This is a genomic window from Mycetohabitans rhizoxinica HKI 454 (genome assembly GCF_000198775.1).
Taxonomy (GTDB): Bacteria; Pseudomonadota; Gammaproteobacteria; order Burkholderiales; family Burkholderiaceae; genus Mycetohabitans; species Mycetohabitans rhizoxinica.
In genome coordinates this window covers 2,577,004-2,594,171 of sequence record NC_014722.1, presented here as the reverse complement: position 1 = coordinate 2,594,171, position 17,168 = coordinate 2,577,004, and the positions used below count along the sequence as shown (strand labels likewise).

At 64.5% G+C, this 17,168-nt stretch carries 15 protein-coding genes and 1 pseudogene; 8 read left to right on the top strand and 8 right to left on the bottom strand.

Going from position 1 to position 17,168, the window contains the following annotated elements; translation table 11 throughout:
• Positions 1–19: 19 nt before the first annotated feature.
• The 3 genes from RBRH_RS11475 to argS all read right to left on the bottom strand — a co-directional run bounded on the left by RBRH_RS11475 (position 20) and on the right by argS (position 3,478).
• The gene (locus tag RBRH_RS11475; protein WP_041753894.1) at positions 20–667 is read right to left on the bottom strand and encodes a thiol:disulfide interchange protein DsbA/DsbL; all 648 of its coding nucleotides are present in this window, start codon (positions 665–667) and stop codon (positions 20–22) included.
• A 122-nt stretch (positions 668–789) separates the two neighbouring features.
• The gene (locus RBRH_RS11470; RefSeq protein WP_013436456.1) at positions 790–1,542 is read right to left on the bottom strand and encodes an SPOR domain-containing protein; all 753 of its coding nucleotides are present in this window, start codon (positions 1,540–1,542) and stop codon (positions 790–792) included.
• Between the two features lie 127 nt (positions 1,543–1,669).
• Complete coding sequence (argS, locus tag RBRH_RS11465; RefSeq protein WP_041753893.1) at positions 1,670–3,478, bottom strand: arginine--tRNA ligase; 1,809 nt, start codon at positions 3,476–3,478, stop codon at positions 1,670–1,672.
• 194 nt (positions 3,479–3,672) lie between these two features.
• Here argS and RBRH_RS11460 point away from each other — a divergent pair, with 194 nt between their 5' ends.
• The gene (locus RBRH_RS11460) at positions 3,673–3,999 is read left to right on the top strand and encodes a DUF1840 domain-containing protein (RefSeq protein WP_041753892.1); all 327 of its coding nucleotides are present in this window, start codon (positions 3,673–3,675) and stop codon (positions 3,997–3,999) included.
• Positions 4,000–4,097: 98 nt separating this feature from the next.
• Here the strand turns inward: RBRH_RS11460 and metH are convergent, their stop codons facing one another.
• From metH to RBRH_RS19680, 5 genes and pseudogenes are all read right to left on the bottom strand, one after another.
• The gene (metH, locus tag RBRH_RS11455; protein ID WP_173362424.1) at positions 4,098–6,815 is read right to left on the bottom strand and encodes a methionine synthase; all 2,718 of its coding nucleotides are present in this window, start codon (positions 6,813–6,815) and stop codon (positions 4,098–4,100) included.
• Entirely contained in the window at positions 6,812–7,861 is a 1,050-nt protein-coding gene (locus tag RBRH_RS17450; RefSeq protein ID WP_083813523.1) for a homocysteine S-methyltransferase family protein, read from the bottom strand. The genes metH and RBRH_RS17450 overlap by 4 nt, the downstream gene beginning before the upstream one ends.
• 164 nt (positions 7,862–8,025) lie before the next feature.
• The gene (locus RBRH_RS11450; protein ID WP_041753891.1) at positions 8,026–8,283 is read right to left on the bottom strand and encodes a BTH_I0359 family protein; all 258 of its coding nucleotides are present in this window, start codon (positions 8,281–8,283) and stop codon (positions 8,026–8,028) included.
• 221 nt (positions 8,284–8,504) lie between these two features.
• Positions 8,505–10,067, bottom strand: coding sequence for a DUF3108 domain-containing protein (locus tag RBRH_RS11445; protein ID WP_049786423.1), 1,563 nt, complete (start codon positions 10,065–10,067; stop codon positions 8,505–8,507).
• Between the two features lie 59 nt (positions 10,068–10,126).
• Positions 10,127–10,326 (bottom strand): annotated as a pseudogene (locus RBRH_RS19680) (IclR family transcriptional regulator); the annotation flags it as partial.
• A gap of 55 nt (positions 10,327–10,381) precedes the next feature.
• On the opposite strand from RBRH_RS19680, the gene RBRH_RS11440 reads away from it, so the two are divergent.
• From RBRH_RS11440 to rfaE2, 7 genes are all read left to right on the top strand, one after another.
• The gene (locus RBRH_RS11440) at positions 10,382–11,371 is read left to right on the top strand and encodes a fumarylacetoacetate hydrolase family protein (RefSeq protein WP_041753890.1); all 990 of its coding nucleotides are present in this window, start codon (positions 10,382–10,384) and stop codon (positions 11,369–11,371) included.
• A 172-nt stretch (positions 11,372–11,543) separates the two neighbouring features.
• The gene (locus tag RBRH_RS11435) at positions 11,544–12,380 is read left to right on the top strand and encodes an enoyl-CoA hydratase/isomerase family protein (RefSeq protein WP_013436447.1); all 837 of its coding nucleotides are present in this window, start codon (positions 11,544–11,546) and stop codon (positions 12,378–12,380) included.
• A 45-nt stretch (positions 12,381–12,425) separates the two neighbouring features.
• Positions 12,426–13,877, top strand: coding sequence for a PhaM family polyhydroxyalkanoate granule multifunctional regulatory protein (locus tag RBRH_RS19105; protein WP_013436446.1), 1,452 nt, complete (start codon positions 12,426–12,428; stop codon positions 13,875–13,877).
• 71 nt (positions 13,878–13,948) lie between these two features.
• Complete coding sequence (locus tag RBRH_RS19100; RefSeq protein WP_157864439.1) at positions 13,949–14,098, top strand: hypothetical protein; 150 nt, start codon at positions 13,949–13,951, stop codon at positions 14,096–14,098.
• Positions 14,099–14,529: 431 nt separating this feature from the next.
• Positions 14,530–15,519, top strand: coding sequence for a MerR family transcriptional regulator (locus tag RBRH_RS11425; RefSeq protein ID WP_049786422.1), 990 nt, complete (start codon positions 14,530–14,532; stop codon positions 15,517–15,519).
• Positions 15,520–15,776: 257 nt separating this feature from the next.
• Positions 15,777–16,655, top strand: a complete 879-nt coding sequence (locus RBRH_RS11420) for a ferritin family protein (RefSeq protein WP_013436443.1) — start codon at positions 15,777–15,779, stop codon at positions 16,653–16,655.
• A gap of 4 nt (positions 16,656–16,659) precedes the next feature.
• Positions 16,660–17,139, top strand: a complete 480-nt coding sequence (gene rfaE2, locus RBRH_RS11415) for a D-glycero-beta-D-manno-heptose 1-phosphate adenylyltransferase (protein ID WP_013436442.1) — start codon at positions 16,660–16,662, stop codon at positions 17,137–17,139.
• Positions 17,140–17,168: the final 29 nt, after the last annotated feature.

Genomic DNA, 17,168 nt, shown 5'->3' with positions numbered 1-17,168 from the left:
GCGGGATCCCGCATATCCGCTACATCTTCTTCGCGGCCACTTGCCCGACCAGGTAGTCGAGCACTTGGACGGTACCTTCCAGGCTGTTGGTCGCCGCCGGGCCGGTCTCGTATTTGCCTTGCACGATGACGGTCGGCACGCCGTCGATCTTGTAGTCCTGTGCCATCTGCGACACGCGCTTCAGTTCGCTTGCGACGGTGAACGAGTTGTACGCATCGAGGTACTTTTTCTTGTCCACGCCTTGCTTGGCAAGGAAGTTCGCTTGCGCATCCGGCGTCAGCAGATAGTTCCGCTTGACGTGGATCTCGTCAAAGATCACCGGTGCGAGTTTCTCGCTCAGGCCGAGCACGTCCAGCGCGAGCAGCATCTTCGAATGTGGAACGAACTGGTCGCGAAACGCGACTGGCACGCGCCGGAACACGATGTGTGTCCCTTGCTTGGCCTTCCATTTTTCAAGATACGGATCGAACTCGCTGCAATGCGGGCAGCCGTACCACATGAATTCGGTCACTTCGACCTTGCCGGCCGGGGCCTTCACCGGCTGGGCTGGCGTGAGCACCGTATAGTCCTTGCCGGCGACCGGCGCGGACGGTGACGCTTGGGCGAATGGGGCTGTGCCGAGGGCGACAGCGACGGCGAGCAGGGCAGCGCTGAGGGTTTTCTTCATAGTGGACCGTGGCAAAAGCGTGGCAAGGAAAAAGCGGCACGAAACCTGTTCAGACGGGTACGGATGCCGCCGGTTCAAGGGCGTGCGCCACGCGCGGTGCGCGCGTGGCGCGGGACACGAGGCTATTGCTTCGTGAAGCGGATCACGGCAGTGTCGACGCCGGCATCGGATAGCCGCTGTCGGACGCTATTCATGTCCTCGAAGCGCGAGAACGGGCCGATGCGCACGCGGTAGTACACGACCCCGCCGGCGTCGCGCTGTGTGACCTTGGACTCAAATCCCTGCAGCGCTAGCCGCGCGCGCTGCTGCTCCGCATCCTGTTGCGTGCGATACGCGCCGACCTGCAGGAAATAGCCGGTGTTGGCCTCGCTCGCGCCCGGCCTTTGCGGGGCGGCCAGCGTGTCGGCGCCTGGCTTGGCCAATGCAGGGGTAGGCACGCTGGCGCTGCCGCCGGACGGCGCGGGACGGGGCGCCGGCGTCGTGGACGGGCTCCAGGGCGTCGCGGGCGCGGCGCTGGCCGTGGATGGGATCTCGATGATCTGCGGCTCTTCCAGCACGCCCGTCGATTGCGATTGCTGCGAGCTTTGGCCTGGCGCCGTGTTCGGCGGCGGCTGGGTGGCCGACGGTGGCACCGGCTGACCGGGCGACTTGCCGGCCAGCGCTCGGTTCGGATCAAACGTCGTGCCGTTGCCTGCCGTGTCGGACGTTGTCGCGGGTGCGTTGCCCTTGGACACGAATGGCGTTGGCGCTCCCCTAATGTACAGCGCCACCACGATTGCGATCGCCAGCCCGACGATCAATCCCAATACGATACCGAGGAACGTCCCTCCACGTTGCTTCGAATTCGGCGAGGAAGATCGTCGTGCTTTTGCCATCGTGTTTGCTTACCTATTTCTCTATGAAACCGCCCGGATGAAATCGCGGCCGCCATGCCGCCGTCGCGCCCGCGTCATCCGTGACTGGGAGCACCGATTATACGGTCCCCGCGCCGCCTTCCGTTCCCTACATCTTCTCGGGTGCCGACACCCCGATCGTCGCGAGCCCGTTGGCCAGCACCTGGCGTGTCGCGGCCAGCAGCGCCGCGCGGGCCAGGCGCTCGCGCGCATCGTCCACGAGCACCCGCTCGGCGCGGTCGTTGTAGAACGAATGGAACTCGCCCGCCAGGTCGCGCAAATAGAATGCGACCGCATGAGGGGCCAGTTCGTTTGCTGCGTGCTCCAGCATTTGCGGATATTCGGCCAATTTTTGCAGCAGCGCCTTGGATCGCTCGGTGGCAAGCGGCGTCAAGTCGACCTGCGACCAGTCCTCGAGACCGTCTGTATAACGTGCGCGTAACTCCGACAGTACCGAGCAGATCCGCGCATGCGCATATTGCACATAGTAGACCGGATTTTCATCGTTTTGCTTCAGCGCGAGGTCGATGTCGAATGTGAATTCGGTGTCGGCCTTGCGCGAGATCAGGAAGAAGCGCACCGCGTCGCGGCCCTTGCGCAGCATGTCGCTGTCCAGTTGCTGAGGGCTCAGCGAGGCGGCGGACTCGTCCGAATTGCCGCCGCCGGACCATACGATCAGGTCTCGCACCGTCACGTAGCTGCCTGCCCGCTTGGAGATCTTGATCTCGCGGCCGTCGCGCATCACGGTGACCATCTTATGCAACACGTAGTCCGGATAGCCGCTCGGAATGCCGATGTCCAACGCTTGCAGGCCGGCGCGCACGCGCGCGATCGTGCCATGGTGATCCGAGCCCTGCACGTTGATCACTTTCGTGAAGCCGCGCTCCCACTTGGTGACGTGATAGGCGATGTCTGGCACGAAGTAGGTATAGGTGCCGTCCTGCTTGCGCATCACCCGGTCCTTGTCGTCGCCGTAGTCGGTGGTGCGCAGCCACAGCGCGCCATCGTCCTCGTACGTCTTGCCGGCAGCCACCAGCGCCTGGACCGCGCGCTCGACGCGGCCTTCGTCGTATAGTGACGACTCTAGGTAGTACTGGTCGAACTTGACGCCGAATGCCTTCAAGTCGATGTCCTGCTCGCGGCGCAGGTAAGTGACGGCGAAGCGTCGGATCGCATCGAGATTGTCGACGTCACCGGCTCCCGTCACGGGCACGCCATCGCTGGCTGACACTGTTTCGCCGGCCAGATAGTCGCGCGCGATGTCCGCGATGTAGTCGCCGTTGTAGGCCGCTTCCGGCCACTGCGCATCGCCCGGCTTGAAGCCGCGTGCTCGCGCCTGCACCGATAACGCAAGCGTGTTGATCTGCACGCCGGCGTCGTTGTAGTAGAACTCGCGGTGCACGGCCCAGCCCTGGGTCTGCATCAGCGCGCCGAGGGCGTCGCCCAGCGCCGCCTGCCGGCCGTGGCCCACGTGCAGCGGCCCGGTTGGATTGGCCGACACGAATTCGATCAGCACTTGTTTGCCATGGCCGCCGCGCCCCGGCGGCGCGAAGCCGAAGCGCTCGCGCTGTGCCAGTATCGCGTGCACGGTCTGCTGTTTCGCGGCGTCGGTCAGTCGCAGGTTCAAAAAACCCGGGCCGGCGACTTCCGCGCTGGCGATCAGCCCGGCCGCGCGCGGGTGAGCGAGGGTAGCTTCGGCCAGTTGCTGCGCCAGCACGCGCGGGTTGGCGCGTAGCGGCTTGGCCAGCTGCATCGCCAGGTTCGACGCGACATCGCCATGTGCGGCGATCTTGGGCCGGTCCAGCGCGATGGTCGGTTGCACGAATGCTGCATCGCTGGCTGCCGGCGACGCCTGGACGACTCCGGCGACGGCATCTGCTAGGATCGATTCGATGAGGTGTTTCTGTGCGGGCAGCATGGAATGACGGCAGTTATCGAAACAGGCGCGGGCGCGGCGACCCATTGGCCGCCTGCCCCGCGAACACGCACAAAGCGGGAATGATGGATTTTAGCAGGTGCTAAACTGTCGAATACAGTTCAGGCCGGTGTGGTGTGCATGCGGCGCCAGCGACGCTGGCGCGACCGGGCCGACGAAGCGAACAAGGAGCCGCCATGCTAATCACGTTCAAGTCTCGGGCCACCGTGGAGGTGACGATGCTCGAAAACCTCGCGCAATTCCTGCTGGCGATCATCGGCAAGCGCCTTGGGCAGCGTGGCGTCATCGCGCATGACGAGTTGCAGCCGGCGATCGCCAAGCTTGAGGCGGCCATTGCGCAGGACAAGCAACGCCTTGCCGAACACGACGGCCATGTCGATGACGATGACGGGGACCACGAGGCGCACGAAGTGCCGATCGGCCTGGCGCAGCGCGCCTATCCGTTCCTTGACATGCTGCGGCAGGCGCACAAGGCGAACTCGGACGTGATCTGGGGCGTTTGAGCGCGTCAATCGTGCGAGGCAATGCGGGCGCACCATCGCGCGCCCGCGCCGCCGCCGGGCACGGCCGGTGAACGACTGGCTGCGTGCCAAGGACGGGCTTACAGCTGCGGCGCCAGCGCGCGTCGCGCGTGCTCCAGTGACAGGTCCATGCGGCGCGCGTAGTCCTCGAGCTGATCGTCGCCGATCTTGCCGACGGTGAAATACCGGCTGTCCGGATGGGACAGATAGAAGCCCGACACGCTGGCCGCTGGCCACATCGCCAGCGATTCGGTCAGGCTCATGCCGATCTCGTCCGCTTGCAGCGTCGCAAACAGGTCACGCTTGACCAGATGGTCCGGACACGCCGGATAGCCGGGCGCGGGCCGAATGCCGGCGTACTGTTCGGCAATCAACTGATCGTTGTTCAGCGCCTCGTCGGCCGCGTAGCCCCACAAGTCGCGTCGCACGCGCTGATGCAGTTGTTCGGCGAACGCTTCGGCAAGCCGGTCCGCAAGCGCCTTCAGCATGATCGCGCTGTAGTCGTCGTGGTGCTGCTCGAACTGCTTCTCGCGCGTGTCCACGCCTAATCCCGCCGTGACCGCGAACAAGCCGATGTAGTCGGCGATGCCGCTGGCGCGCGGCGCAATGAAATCGGCCAGGCAGCGGTTGGGCCGTGTCACGCCGTCCACGACGGGCCGCACGCTTTGCTGGCGCAGGTTGCGCCACGTCAGCGCAACCTGCGTGCGGCTCTCGTCGGTATAGATCTCGATGTCATCGTCGTTCACCGTGTTGGCGGGCAGCAGCGCGATCACGCCGTTCGCGCTCAGCCAGCGTCCCTGGATCAGCCGCGCGAGCATCGCCTTGCCATCGTCGAACACGCGCCGGGCCGATTCGCCGACCACCTCGTCGTCCAAGATCGCCGGGAAGCGTCCGGCCAGGTCCCAGGTTTGGAAGAACGGGCCCCAGTCGATGTAGCGCGCAAGCTCGGCCAAATCCTGGTTCTTAAACGTGCGCCGGCCGATGAACTTGGGCTTGGGGGGCACATAGCCATCCCAGTCGATGCGGGTCTTATTCGCGCGTGCTTGCGCCAGTGTGACCAGCGGCTGGGCCTTCTTGTTCGCGTGCTGCTCGCGGATCCGGTCGTAGTCGGCGCGCAACTCGTCGATGTAACGCGCCGCACCCTCGTCGGACAGCAGGCTGGAGGCGACCGAGACCGAGCGCGACGCGTCGGGCACGTAGACGACCGGACCATCGTAGTGCGGCGCGATCTTCACCGCGGTGTGCACGCGCGAGGTGGTCGCGCCGCCGATCAGCAGTGGGGTGTTCTTGCCACGGAAATACTCGTCGCGCTGCATCTCGGCGGCGACGTAGGCCATTTCCTCCAGGCTCGGGGTAATCAGCCCGGACAGCCCGACGATGTCGGCGCCCTCGGCTTTGGCGGTCGCGAGGATGTCCGTGCACGGCACCATCACGCCCATGTTGACCACCTCGAAGTTATTGCACTGGAGCACCACGGACACGATGTTCTTGCCGATGTCGTGCACGTCGCCCTTGACCGTGGCGATCACGATCTTGCCCTTGGGCTTCACGTCCGAGCCGGCGGCGGCCAATTGGCGCTTTTCCTCCTCGATGAACGGAATCAGGTGCGCGACCGCCTGCTTCATCACGCGCGCTGACTTCACCACCTGCGGCAAGAACATCTTGCCTTGTCCGAACAGATCGCCGACGATGTTCATGCCGTCCATCAACGGCCCTTCGATCACGTTGATCGGCCGCCCGCCGGCTTGCGCGATTTTCACGCGCGCCTGCTCGGTGTCCTCGACGATGAAGGTCGTGATGCCGTGCACGAGCGCGTGGGCCAGCCGCTGCTCGACCGGCTGCTCTCGCCATTGGAGGTTGTCCTCTTTCTTGGTCGCACCGCTCTTGTACTTGTCCGCGATCTCCAGCAGCCGGTCCGTCGCGTCGGGCCGACGATTGAGCACGACGTCTTCGACGCGCTCGCGCAGCACGGGGTCCAACTCCTGGTACACGCCGAGCTGGCCGGCGTTGACAATGCCCATATCCATGCCGGCCTGGATCGCGTGATACAGGAATACCGTATGGATCGCCTCGCGCACTGAGTCGTTGCCGCGAAACGAGAACGACACGTTCGATACACCGCCGCTCACCTTGGCATGCGGCAGGTTTTGCTTGATCCAGCGTGTCGCGTTAATGAAGTCGACCGCGTAGTTGTTGTGCTCGTCGATGCCGGTGGCGATCGCAAAGATGTTCGGATCGAAGACGATGTCCTCGGGCGGGAAGCCCACTTCGTTCACGAGGATGTCGTAGCTGCGCTGGCAAATTTGGCACTTGCGCTCGAAGGTGTCGGCCTGGCCGTTTTCATCGAATGCCATCACCACGGCGGCTGCGCCGTAGCGGCGGATCAGCTTCGCATGGAGGCGAAACGCTTGCTCGCCTTCCTTTAGCGAGATCGAGTTCACGATCGCCTTGCCTTGTACGCATTTCAGTCCCGCTTCGATCACGTCCCATTTGGACGAATCGATCATGATCGGCACCCGTGCGATGTCCGGCTCCGACGCGATCAGGTTCAGGAAGCGGACCATCGCGGCGCGTGAATCGAGCATCGCCTCGTCCATGTTCACGTCGATCACCTGCGCGCCGTTTTCGACCTGCTGGCGCGCGACGGCGAGCGCGTCGTCGAACTGGCTGTTCAGGATCATGCGCGCGAAGGCTTTGGAGCCGGTCACATTGGTGCGTTCGCCGACGTTGATGAACAGTGTCGCGTCCGTGACGTTGAACGCTTCGAGCCCGCAAAGGCGCATCGTATGGTCGGTCATGACTCGCTTTTTTCTTGATAATGCGCCCATGCGCGCGGCTTGACGTCCGCCAGGCGCGCGGCGATCGCTGCAATGTGTTCGGGTGTTGTGCCGCAGCAGCCGCCAGCCAGATTGACGAGGCCCGAGTCGGCGAATTCCTTGAGCAGTCCGGAGGTGACCTCTGGTGTTTCGTCAAAGCCGGTCTCGCTCATCGGGTTCGGCAACCCGGCGTTCGGATAGCACGACACGTAAGTGTCGCACAGCTTCGCCAACTCGGCGATATACGGCCGCATTAGCGCCGCCCCGAGCGCGCAGTTCAGCCCAAAGGTCAGCGGCCGCGCATGGCGCAGCGCGTTCCAGAATGCCTCGACGGTCTGTCCGGACAGGATTCGTCCGGACGCGTCGGTCACCGTGCCGGAAATCATGATCGGCAGCACCTCGCCGGTATCCTCGAACAATTGATCGAGCGCAAACAACGCGGCTTTCGCATTGAGCGTGTCGAAGATCGTCTCCACCAGAAACAGGTCCGCGCCGCCATCGAGCAGCGCTTGCGCTTGCTCGTAGTAGCTGTCGCGCAATTCGTCGAAGGTGACGTTGCGCGCGCCCGGGTCGTTGACGTCTGGCGAGATACTTGCGGTTTTCGGCGTGGGCCCAATCGCCCCGGCGACGAAACGCGGCTTGTCCGGCGTCGAATACCGGTCGCATGCGGCGCGCGCCAACCGTGCCGAAGCGATATTCATTTCGATGGCGAGCGTCTCCATTCGGTAATCGGCCTGGGCGATCCGAGTCGCACCGAACGTGTTCGTTTCGACGATATCCGCGCCGGCAGCCAAGTACTGCTCGTGAATCTGGCCGATGATCTGCGGCTGTGTGATCGATAGCAACTCGTTGTTGCCCTTGACATCATGGTCCAGCGCGGCGAACCGCTCGCCCCGGTAATGGGCTTCGGACAGCTTGTAGCGCTGAATCATCGTGCCCATTGCGCCGTCCAGTATCAGGATACGGCGCGCGAGCAGCGCGGGCAGGGCGCTGCCCCGAGTGTAGCGAAGGCTGTGTGCTTTTTGCATGGGATGTATGCACGAATCGCGGCTGACCGCGTCGCGGCACGTCGTGACGGTCGGCGGCGGCGCGTGCCGCAGTGCGCCGTAATCTGACATTCTAAAAGAAGACCCCCGCCGGACATCCGGCGGGGGTCTTTCTGTTCTGGATGGAGTTCGCCAGCAATCGACGATCAGTGTAGCACGACGGGCTGGTTCATCAGGCTGTCGAATTGCCCGAGGAATTCGTCGACTTCCTCCAGCGACGGTTGTTCTTGGATCAGGCGCTGCACGTGCTCGCGAAAGCGCGCTGCCATTGAGCCGTCGATGAATATCTCGCGCTGCGCATTTTTGTCGACGATCTCGAATCCGCCGGATAGCATGGTGCCGTGCTCGGCTTGGGGGGCGAATTCGACAACGCAGTAGTTCGGGCTGTTGTAGATCATTTGCATGGCGACACTCCTCAATTCTGTTGCTCTGCCACGGTTTGCACCGTAGATGGAGAGGTTGGTCAGAAATTCAAGGGGCCGATCCGGAACGGATATTCCCTAGGATTACATTATGTTACGTTGTCGAGCTGACTGCCGTTCCGAATCTACCGATTCGACCGCCGGTGCGGAAAAGGATTCCAGCGCCAGGCCGACGCGCTGAACGGCGAAGCGAAGCATCCGCACTACGGTTTCGCCGGCGCCTGCCATGGCAAGGATTCAGCATGACCTATGCCCGGCACGGATGCGGGTGCATCGGCGGGCGCGGGCTTCGGAGGCTTCTGAGCGGGCTCGGCCGGAGTGGCGGTTCCTTCTTCGGGCATGCCGGCCGCTCCGGATGGGGTGAACTGGCCCGTCCCGCTGTTTGCCGGCAGCTTGCCGTGCCACAGCAATTCGACTTGCGTGCCGTTTGGCTCGGTTTGTACCAGCCTGACCGGCAGGTAATCGAGCATGGGGCACAGCCATACGTCGATGCGCCGCCGATCGCCGTCGCGGCGCGGCAGGCGCATGAAATGCAAGGCATCGACGAATCCTTGCCAAGTCTGCACCGATTCGGTGCCGATCATCTCGATCGGCCAGGTTTCGCCACTGTCGCTGTCGGCGACAAAAAACTGGCGTGTGACGCCCGGCGTATAGGCCGACGGGTCGCCGCGTACGAGGCTGGCCAACTGCATCACCATGCTGAAGCGGTCCTGCGCGCCGTCGGACAGTGGCACGGTTTGGGATGAGCGCGAGAACGCGATGCGCCTCGGCTGCGTGTCGCGCTCAAAGCGCGTCGTATCGGTGCCGCGACGCCCACGCTGTTCCACGTAGCGTTGCGGCGCAAGCCCGAATGCGTCGACGCGGCCCTCGCTGGTGAAACTGTACGTGCCCACAAACGGCAGCGTCATCGAGACGACCATCTGGTAATGCGAGCCGTCGGTGGTCCAACGCAGTGTGCCAGCTTGATTTTGCACGCCGTTGTAGAAAGTGTCGTACCGGATGTCCGCGCTCGGGGGCAGCGTGAATTTTTCGCCGCCGGAAGCGACCGGCGCGGAGGCCGGCGACGGGGCTGAGGCGGCCAACGTGCGCGAAGCGTTCGGGGTACCAGAAGCAGCTGAAGTAGCCAAGGCAGGCGAAGTAGGTGTAGGTGAAGCATTGGATGCGTCCGACGCGGTGGCCAGCGGCGACGTGCCGCCCGCCACCGCGTCGCGCGTGGCCGGCTGCGGTTGCCGACCGGCGCCGTATTTGCCGGCGAGCGGGCCGCGTGTGCCGGCAAAGGCCTGTGCGGCCGTGTCAGCCGGTATAGGATGTGCTGGCGCACGCGGGCGGGTGTCGTCGATCGCACGCAGCGTGCGTGCGGGCGGCGGGCCAGCGTTGCCGGTGCGCGCGGCGCGGGACGCGTTCGGCTGTGGCACCACCGCTTGCAAGGCATCGCTGGGCGGCGTGGCCGCCGCGCTGGACGGCGAGTGGGGCGAGGCCGCGCGTGGCGCATCACCGGCCGCCGTCGCGGCGCGCTCGTGCGTGGCCGAGTCGATCGGCCGCGGTGTTAGCACGGCAACCTGGACGGGGATCTCGCTCGGCGTCGGCGCGGGGTTCAAGCCAGGCACGCGCTCCAGCCACACACCAACTAGCGCGTGGACAAGCAATACCAGTGCCAGGGCGATGACCCAGCGCGTGGCTGGCCCGCGCGCATGCCGACGGCACGGGTGGCCGGCAACGATCGTGCGGGGCCGCCGCGGTGCGGCGCGCGAAGACAAATCCGCCATGGACTTCCAAGCAGGCGGGCACTACGCGTTGCGTGCGCGGTCGTACCCCAGTTCATAGGTTCATAGGACAGCTGTTGCGCGCAGTCGCGCAGTGCCATGTCGATTTGGCCGCCCCAGCGGATATCGAAAGTGCCTTCTGTCCGAGCGCGATCAGCGCGAGCGCCAGCGCTCCAGTCGCATCGAACACTGGCATGCAGCGCGCATGGATCGTCGGCAGCAGCATGCCCTACGCCCGTGCGGCACTGTGTTCGCGAATCTCGCCGTTAGAATTAACCATCGCAAAATACATTTCCCTATACGTCATTACAAGCCCTATGAAACTTGCCACGCTCAAGGACGGTTCACGCGACGGCCAACTTCTTGTCGTATCGCGCGACTTACGGATGGCCACGAGCGCCGATGCGATCGCGCCAACGTTACAGCGTGTGCTGGACGACTGGACGTTTCATGCGCCGCAACTGGCGCAGCTGTACGATGCATTGAACCAGGGCCGCGCGCGGCATGCGTTTGCGTTTGAGCCGGCCCAGTGCATGGCGCCGTTGCCCCGAGCGTTCCAATGGGCGGATGGCTCCGCCTATGTGAACCACGTCGAACTCGTGTGGCGCGCGCGCGGGGCGCCAATGCCGCCGGAATTGTGGACCGATCCGTTGATGTACCAGGGCGGCAGCGACGATTTTATCGGCCCGACCGACGACATCGTATGTCCGAGCGAGGACTATGGGATCGATTTCGAGGCCGAGGTGGCCGTGATCACTGGGGACGTGCCGATGGGGGCGACGTCGCAGGTCGCGCAGCGCGGCATCCGGCTGCTGACGCTGGTCAATGACGTGTCGCTGCGCAACCTGGTCCCCGCCGAACTTGCCAAGGGCTTGGGCTTCTTCCAGAGCAAGCCTGCGAGCGCATTCGCGCCAGTGGCCATCACGCCGGACGAACTGGGCCAGGCGTGGTGCGACGCGCGCGTGCATCGGCCGATGATTGTCCATTGGAACGGGCGCAAGGTCGGGCAACCCGATGCCGGGTCTGACATGGTATTTAACTTTGGGCAATTGATCGCCCATATTGCGAAGACACGCAACGTGCGAGCCGGCTCGATCATCGGCTCGGGCACGATCTCGAATAAGGATGCCCAGCGCGGCTATTGCTGCATTGCCGAGAAGCGCTGTCTCGAGACGATCGAGTACGGCGCGCCACGCACGGCGTTCATGAAGTATGGCGACCGCGTCAGGATCGAGATGTTCGACGAGGAGGGGAAATCGATCTTCGGCGCGATCGACCAGGCCGTGGCGCCCGTGGCCAACGGCTAACCCCGTTCGCGGAGCGCGCCCGGCAGTGCGTGCGATGAGGCGTGCCGCCCAAGCGCCGGCGACAACCCTAGGCAAGAAAAACGGTACGATTATCTCAACTTCCTCTCCCATTGCGGCGGGCGTCTGCTAGTGTTCAAACTATCGGGCGTGCCGCCCGCTTCTGGATAGGGCGATGAACGGTTTTGCGAACGACCTGCACTACGCCCGCTACAAAGCGTTGAAGCTGCGCCGACACGAGCACGGGATGCTCGAAGTGATCATGAGTGGCGAAGGGGCCAACAAGAGCGCGTTGGCTACCGCTGATGAAGGGATGCATCGCGAGCTGGCGGACATCTGGCGCGACATCGACACCGATCCGCACACACGGGTGGCAATCATCCGTGGCGAGGGCAAGGGATTCTCCGGCGGTGGCGATATGACGCTAGTCGAGCAGATAGCCAACGACTTCCAGTTGCGCGCGCGGGTATGGCGTGAAGCGCGTGACCTCGTCTATAACCTGGTCAATTGCAGCAAGCCGGTGGTCTCGGCGATGCACGGTCCGGCGGTGGGGGCCGGCCTAGTGGCTGGCTTGCTCGCTGATATTTCAATCGCCGCGAAAAGCGCGCGCATCATCGACGGCCATACGCGGCTGGGCGTGGCCGCCGGCGATCACGCGGCGATCGTCTGGCCGTTGCTGTGTGGGATGGCTAAGGCCAAGTATCACCTGCTGCTGTGCGAACCGGTGTCCGGCGACGAAGCCGAGCGTATCGGCCTGGTATCGCTGGCGGTCGACGATGTTGACCTGGTGCCGAAGGCTTTTGAGCTGGCGCAGCGATTGGCGAACGGCTCGCAAAGCGCCATCCGTTGGACCAAGTACGCGTTGAACAACTGGCTGCGCAGCGCCGGCCCGACGTTCGATACATCGCTGGCGCTGGAATTCCTCGGCTTCGGCGGGCAGGACGTGCACGAAGGCATTCGTTCGCTGCGCGAGCGTCGCGCGCCACGGTTTCCGGACGGTGCGCCGTTCTGACCGGGCGATGCCCATCATGCCGGGTAGCACAGAGAGACAGGATCAATGAGCGATTCAGGCGGCAATACCCCGTTTTCGTCATTCCCGCGGTTTTCGCCGAATGCCGGCGATGAGATGTTCGACAGCCTGCTCAAGCTGATGCGCATGCCGGGCGGTTTGGCCGGTGACGGCGGGCTGGCGTCGCCACCGCTCGGACTCGGGCCAGATATCGGCGCGCCGCTGATGAGCGTCGAGGAGCTCGATAAGCGCATCACCGATCTTCGGGCGGTCGAACAGTGGCTCAAGCTCAACTTGTCGATGTTGCAGTCCACGATCCAGGCGCTGCAGATGCAACGCTCGACGCTTGCGACGCTGCGCGCGTTCGGCGCATTTGCGCAGGCGTCGATGACGCCCACGCCGGGCGGCGCGTCCGGCACAAGCCCTCCGTCGGGCGAGTGCGGCATAAGTGGCGATGCGCGCGGCGCACCATGGCCGCCGCCGGCCGCAGCGGGCCAAGCGGATGAAGCAGACGGAGGGGAAGGCGCGGCCGGTGCCACCGGAGCTGCCGACGCAGCCCAGTTTGCCGCTGGCGAGGCCTTGCCGCAATGGGACGCGTCGGCGGCGCACGGAACCCAGGCGGCGCAGGCAGGCGAATCGGTTGCCAAGCAGCAGGGGCCCGATGCGCAGGACGGCGCGCCAGCGGATCGCCGTGCGCCGGATACGTCGCGGGGCGAAGCCGCCGACGCTGCCGCGGCGGCCGATGCCGGCGAGCGCGCGGCCGCGTCTAGGGCCGGCGAGCCGCTCGACGCGTCAGCCTGGTGGAGCTGGCTGCAGACGCAGTTCGAGCAGATTGCCCGGTTCGCGGTTGCGCCGCATACGATGCCCGGTGCATCGGTGCCCGCCGACGATATTGAGGAAGCGATGCGACAGCGGAGCGACGAGGGGCTGGGGCGTTCGTCGCCGGGCGCTTCGGCGGGGGCGGGCCGATCTGCTGCAAAGGCCCGATCCTCGACGGCGGCTCGTGCGCCGTCCAAGCGTGCAGCAGCAGGCGGATCGGCGACCAAGGGCGAGGCCATGGCAGAAAGCGGGGTGGCTTCAAGCGGCACGTCGGCAGAGAGCGGCACGTCAACGGCGGCTGGCAAGTCGGCGAGGCACAGCGACTTGGCGAGGCACAGCGACTTGGCGAGGCACAGCGACTTGGCGAGGCACAGCGACTTGGCGAGGCACAGCGACTTGGCGAGGCATAGCGACTTGGCGAGGCATAGCGACCCGGCGAAGCACGGCCGGCCCGCTGCGAAGGACAAAGCTGCGACACGCAGCAAGCTGTCAACGGCGACGGATCACAAGGCTTCGACGGCCCGCAATGCCGCCACCCGTGGTAGCGCCACGACAGGCAATAAGGCCGCGATTGGCAGTAGCGCCGACGCAGACAACAGGCCGTCGGCGGCCCGCAAGCGCACCAAGGGGACGATGCCGGCGGCTGGCGTGCGCAAGCGCCGCGGCCGGATCGTCGAATAGCACCGGTCATCAAGGCCGGATGCTCCCGCGCCACCGGCTACCCGAGCCTTGCGTAGATCGGCCGGCGGGTCATGGTCAGCGTGTTTCTCGACGCGCTCGGCACAGACATCGAGCCGGTAGAGCACGTGAGCCAACTGGTCATGCACCCGCCGATTGCGGTGACCACGCGTAACGACTGGCGACGCGTAGAGGTGATGACGCGCGCTCCCAGCGAGCTCTGATCATGCGCGGCTATCGCGACGTGCTGCAACGGCACGATGCACTGCCGCATTTTTTCCGTCGTTCCTGTAGACCACCACTGTCTTGTCCCGTAACGTGGCCGGTGCCTGCCTGCCTGCCTGCCTGCCGAAGACCGAAAATCGACGACCTAAAACCTAAAACCTAAAACCTAAAACCGACGACCAACGACCAACCAACCAACCGACCAACCGACCGACCGACCAACCAACCGACCGAATAGACCCATCTTGGCCTATTGTCCGGGATTTGTCCGCGTATGGCGGCGAATTTATCGATTACAAACGGCTTTCTTCTGTCCCCAAAAGCGTGAATTAGGGTTAGGATTGGTGGCCACATTTGAACAGTAAGGGGCGCGCCGCACCGGCGAAGCTTCACGACACCTATGGCCAAGCACATTTCCGCCGATGGGCAAATGGCAGACGCAGCAGACTTTGGGCCGGCACAGGTCGACGGCGCGGATGGCCGGATGCACGAGAAAGTTACCGGCGTGCCCGAGCCGTCGCTATCGCCAGTCGGCATTGGTGCCCTCGCCCATGAAATCGGCTTGACGAGGGATACGTTGCGCGTCTGGGAGCGCCGATACGGTTTTCCGCGGCCGCTGCGCAACGCGGGAGGCGAGCGCCTGTATCCGGCTGAGCAGGTCCGCAAGCTGCGGCTCGTGAAGCAGTTGCTGGACGCCGGACATCGCCCGGGCAACGTGCTGTTGCACCCCGAGCCGGTTCTGCGTGCGATGGTGCGCCAGAGTGCCCCGGTGTCACCCCACGTGGACTTAGCACCGCTGCTCGAACTAATCGACACTGAGCGTTGGACGGTGCTGCGCAATGAACTGATGTGGCGCCTGGTGCGCGTGGGCATCGAGCGCTTTATCGACGAAATCGCGATCCCGCTTGGCGCACGGGTGGGCCAGACGTCGATGGGCGGATCGCCGAGCGCCACGCATGCGCCGGCGCTCGGACAGGTGCTACAGGACGTTGTTCGACGTGCGGTGCGGCTGCTCACGGATGGCGCGCACGGCGCGCGGGGCCGACCCTGCGCGTTGCTGGCGGCGGTCCCGGGCGCGGCGCATGATGTGCAACTGGCGATGATGGAAGTCTTGTTTGTGCTCGCCCGCTGCCGCTGCGCGGTGATGAGTGCTGGCGTATCGATCGATGAGATTGCCGACGCGGCGCGCGCCAGCGATATCGACATGGTTGTGTTGTCGATGGCGGCCGCACCCGACGCCGCGTCTGCGGCGCGTGCGGCCAACGAGCTGCAGACGCGGCTGCCGCCGCAGGTGCAATTATGGACCAGCGGCGGCAACGTCCCGCGTCGCCTCGCGCAACAGGGAATCCAACACTTGGTGTCAATGACGCACATCGATAGTGCAGTCGCACAGTGGCGTCGACATCGCGTGCTATCATAATTGGCCTGGCTGGAACGCCGCACATTGGCGCCGTGCAACTGCCAAACACGATGGAATAACAGATGCTGCGCGGCCGTATCGCGGCAACGCGGAGCCTCTCGGAGGCGCCGCTCACTGCGGCATTTTTTCACACCCGGGCGGGCCGCGCTCAACGTAAAATCTTACGTTTGCCCGTCAGCCGGTCGAACCATGCGGCGCACGATATCGATGACGGGCGCGCACGCAGTCTACGCTTTTCAGGTTGATAAGGTAGCACCATGAACACCATGCTTTATCCGGAACTCTACCGCTCGCTCGAATCGGTTCGCTGGGATATGGAAAAGGACATCCCGTGGGACAAGTTCGATGGGTCGCTGCTGACTGACGAGCAGGCGAACACGATTAAGATGAACGCGATTACCGAATGGTCCGCGTTGCCGGCGACGGAGATGTTTCTGCGCGATAACCATAGCGATAGTGACTTCTGCGCGTTTATGAGCGTTTGGTTCTTTGAGGAACAAAAGCATGCGCTGGTATTGATGGAATATCTGCGGCGCTTTCGCCCGGAGTTCGTGCCGACCGAGCAGGAGTTGCACGCGGTGCGCTTCCCGTTCGACCCGGCGCCGCCGCTGGAAACGCTGATGCTGCATTTCTGCGGCGAGATCCGGTTGAACCACTGGTACCGCCGTGCGGCCGAGTGGCATACGGAGCCGGTGATCAAGCATATCTACGAGACGATTTCACGCGACGAGGCGCGGCACGGCGGCGCCTACCTTCGGTATATGAAGAAGGCGCTGGCTACGGCCGGCGACTCCGCGCGCGCCGCATTTGCGAAGATCGGCGTGCTGATGGCGTCGGCCCGGCGCACCGAGAAGCCGCTGCACCCAACGAACCTGCACGTGAACCGGCAGTTGTTCCCGCGGGACACTGTGCAATCGCGACTGCCCGACCCGGAATGGCTCGAGCGCTGGCTGGACGAACAGATCCGATTCGACGACACGTGGGAAAAGAAGGTGATTGAGCGGATCCTGCACAACCTGTCGCTACTGTTCGAGCGCACGTTCACGACGGCGCAGGAGTTGAACCGTTACCGCAAGGAGTTAACGGCGCGACTGCAGCGCGATACCGACGTGGGCGGCGCAGAACAGCCGGCGTAGACCGATGCTGGCTTCGTTCGAGCGCAAGATTGTCGAGTGGCAGACCTTGCTCGCGCGCCGCGCCTCGCTCGGCGCGCCGGTCGTGTTCACCAATGGTGTGTTCGATATCCTGCATCGCGGGCATGTGACGTATCTGGACGACGCCCGCGCGTTAGGCGCGTGCCTGGTGGTCGGCGTCAACAGCGACGCGTCGGTGCGGCAACTTGGCAAGGGCGACGATCGCCCGATCAATGCGCAAGCGGACCGCATGGCGTTGCTTGCCGCGCTGGAAAGCGTCGATTACGTCGTGATGTTCGACGAGGCGACGCCGATCGAGTTGATTCGCGCGTTGCACCCGGACATCCTGGTCAAGGGGGGCGACTACGACATGGACAAGCTGCCAGAATCGGCACTGGTGCGCAGTTGGGGTGGCCGCGCACTGGCGATTCCGTTCGAGCACGACCGCTCGACGACGAAGCTGCTACAGCGCGTACGCGCCCGCTGATCACGGGCCGAGCGCGCAGACGGCCAGCT

Bases quoted from the DNA above. Each gene is read 5' to 3' on its own strand.
- RBRH_RS11450 (WP_041753891.1), bottom strand. From the start codon at position 8,283: ATGCAAATGATCTACAACAGCCCGAACTACTGCGTTGTCGAATTCGCC.
- metH (WP_173362424.1), bottom strand. From the start codon at position 6,815: ATGACCGACCATACGATGCGCCTTTGCGGGCTCGAAGCGTTCAACGTC.
- RBRH_RS11460 (WP_041753892.1), top strand. From the start codon at position 3,673: ATGCTAATCACGTTCAAGTCTCGGGCCACCGTGGAGGTGACGATGCTC.
- RBRH_RS17450 (WP_083813523.1), bottom strand. From the start codon at position 7,861: ATGCAAAAAGCACACAGCCTTCGCTACACTCGGGGCAGCGCCCTGCCC.
- RBRH_RS11435 (WP_013436447.1), top strand. From the start codon at position 11,544: ATGAACGGTTTTGCGAACGACCTGCACTACGCCCGCTACAAAGCGTTG.
- RBRH_RS11440 (WP_041753890.1), top strand. From the start codon at position 10,382: ATGAAACTTGCCACGCTCAAGGACGGTTCACGCGACGGCCAACTTCTT.
- RBRH_RS11445 (WP_049786423.1), bottom strand. From the start codon at position 10,067: ATGGCGGATTTGTCTTCGCGCGCCGCACCGCGGCGGCCCCGCACGATC.
- RBRH_RS19105 (WP_013436446.1), top strand. From the start codon at position 12,426: ATGAGCGATTCAGGCGGCAATACCCCGTTTTCGTCATTCCCGCGGTTT.
- RBRH_RS19100 (WP_157864439.1), top strand. From the start codon at position 13,949: ATGGTCAGCGTGTTTCTCGACGCGCTCGGCACAGACATCGAGCCGGTA.
- RBRH_RS11470 (WP_013436456.1), bottom strand. From the start codon at position 1,542: ATGGCAAAAGCACGACGATCTTCCTCGCCGAATTCGAAGCAACGTGGA.
- RBRH_RS11425 (WP_049786422.1), top strand. From the start codon at position 14,530: ATGGCAGACGCAGCAGACTTTGGGCCGGCACAGGTCGACGGCGCGGAT.
- RBRH_RS11420 (WP_013436443.1), top strand. From the start codon at position 15,777: ATGAACACCATGCTTTATCCGGAACTCTACCGCTCGCTCGAATCGGTT.
- argS (WP_041753893.1), bottom strand. From the start codon at position 3,478: ATGCTGCCCGCACAGAAACACCTCATCGAATCGATCCTAGCAGATGCC.
- RBRH_RS11475 (WP_041753894.1), bottom strand. From the start codon at position 667: ATGAAGAAAACCCTCAGCGCTGCCCTGCTCGCCGTCGCTGTCGCCCTC.
- rfaE2 (WP_013436442.1), top strand. From the start codon at position 16,660: ATGCTGGCTTCGTTCGAGCGCAAGATTGTCGAGTGGCAGACCTTGCTC.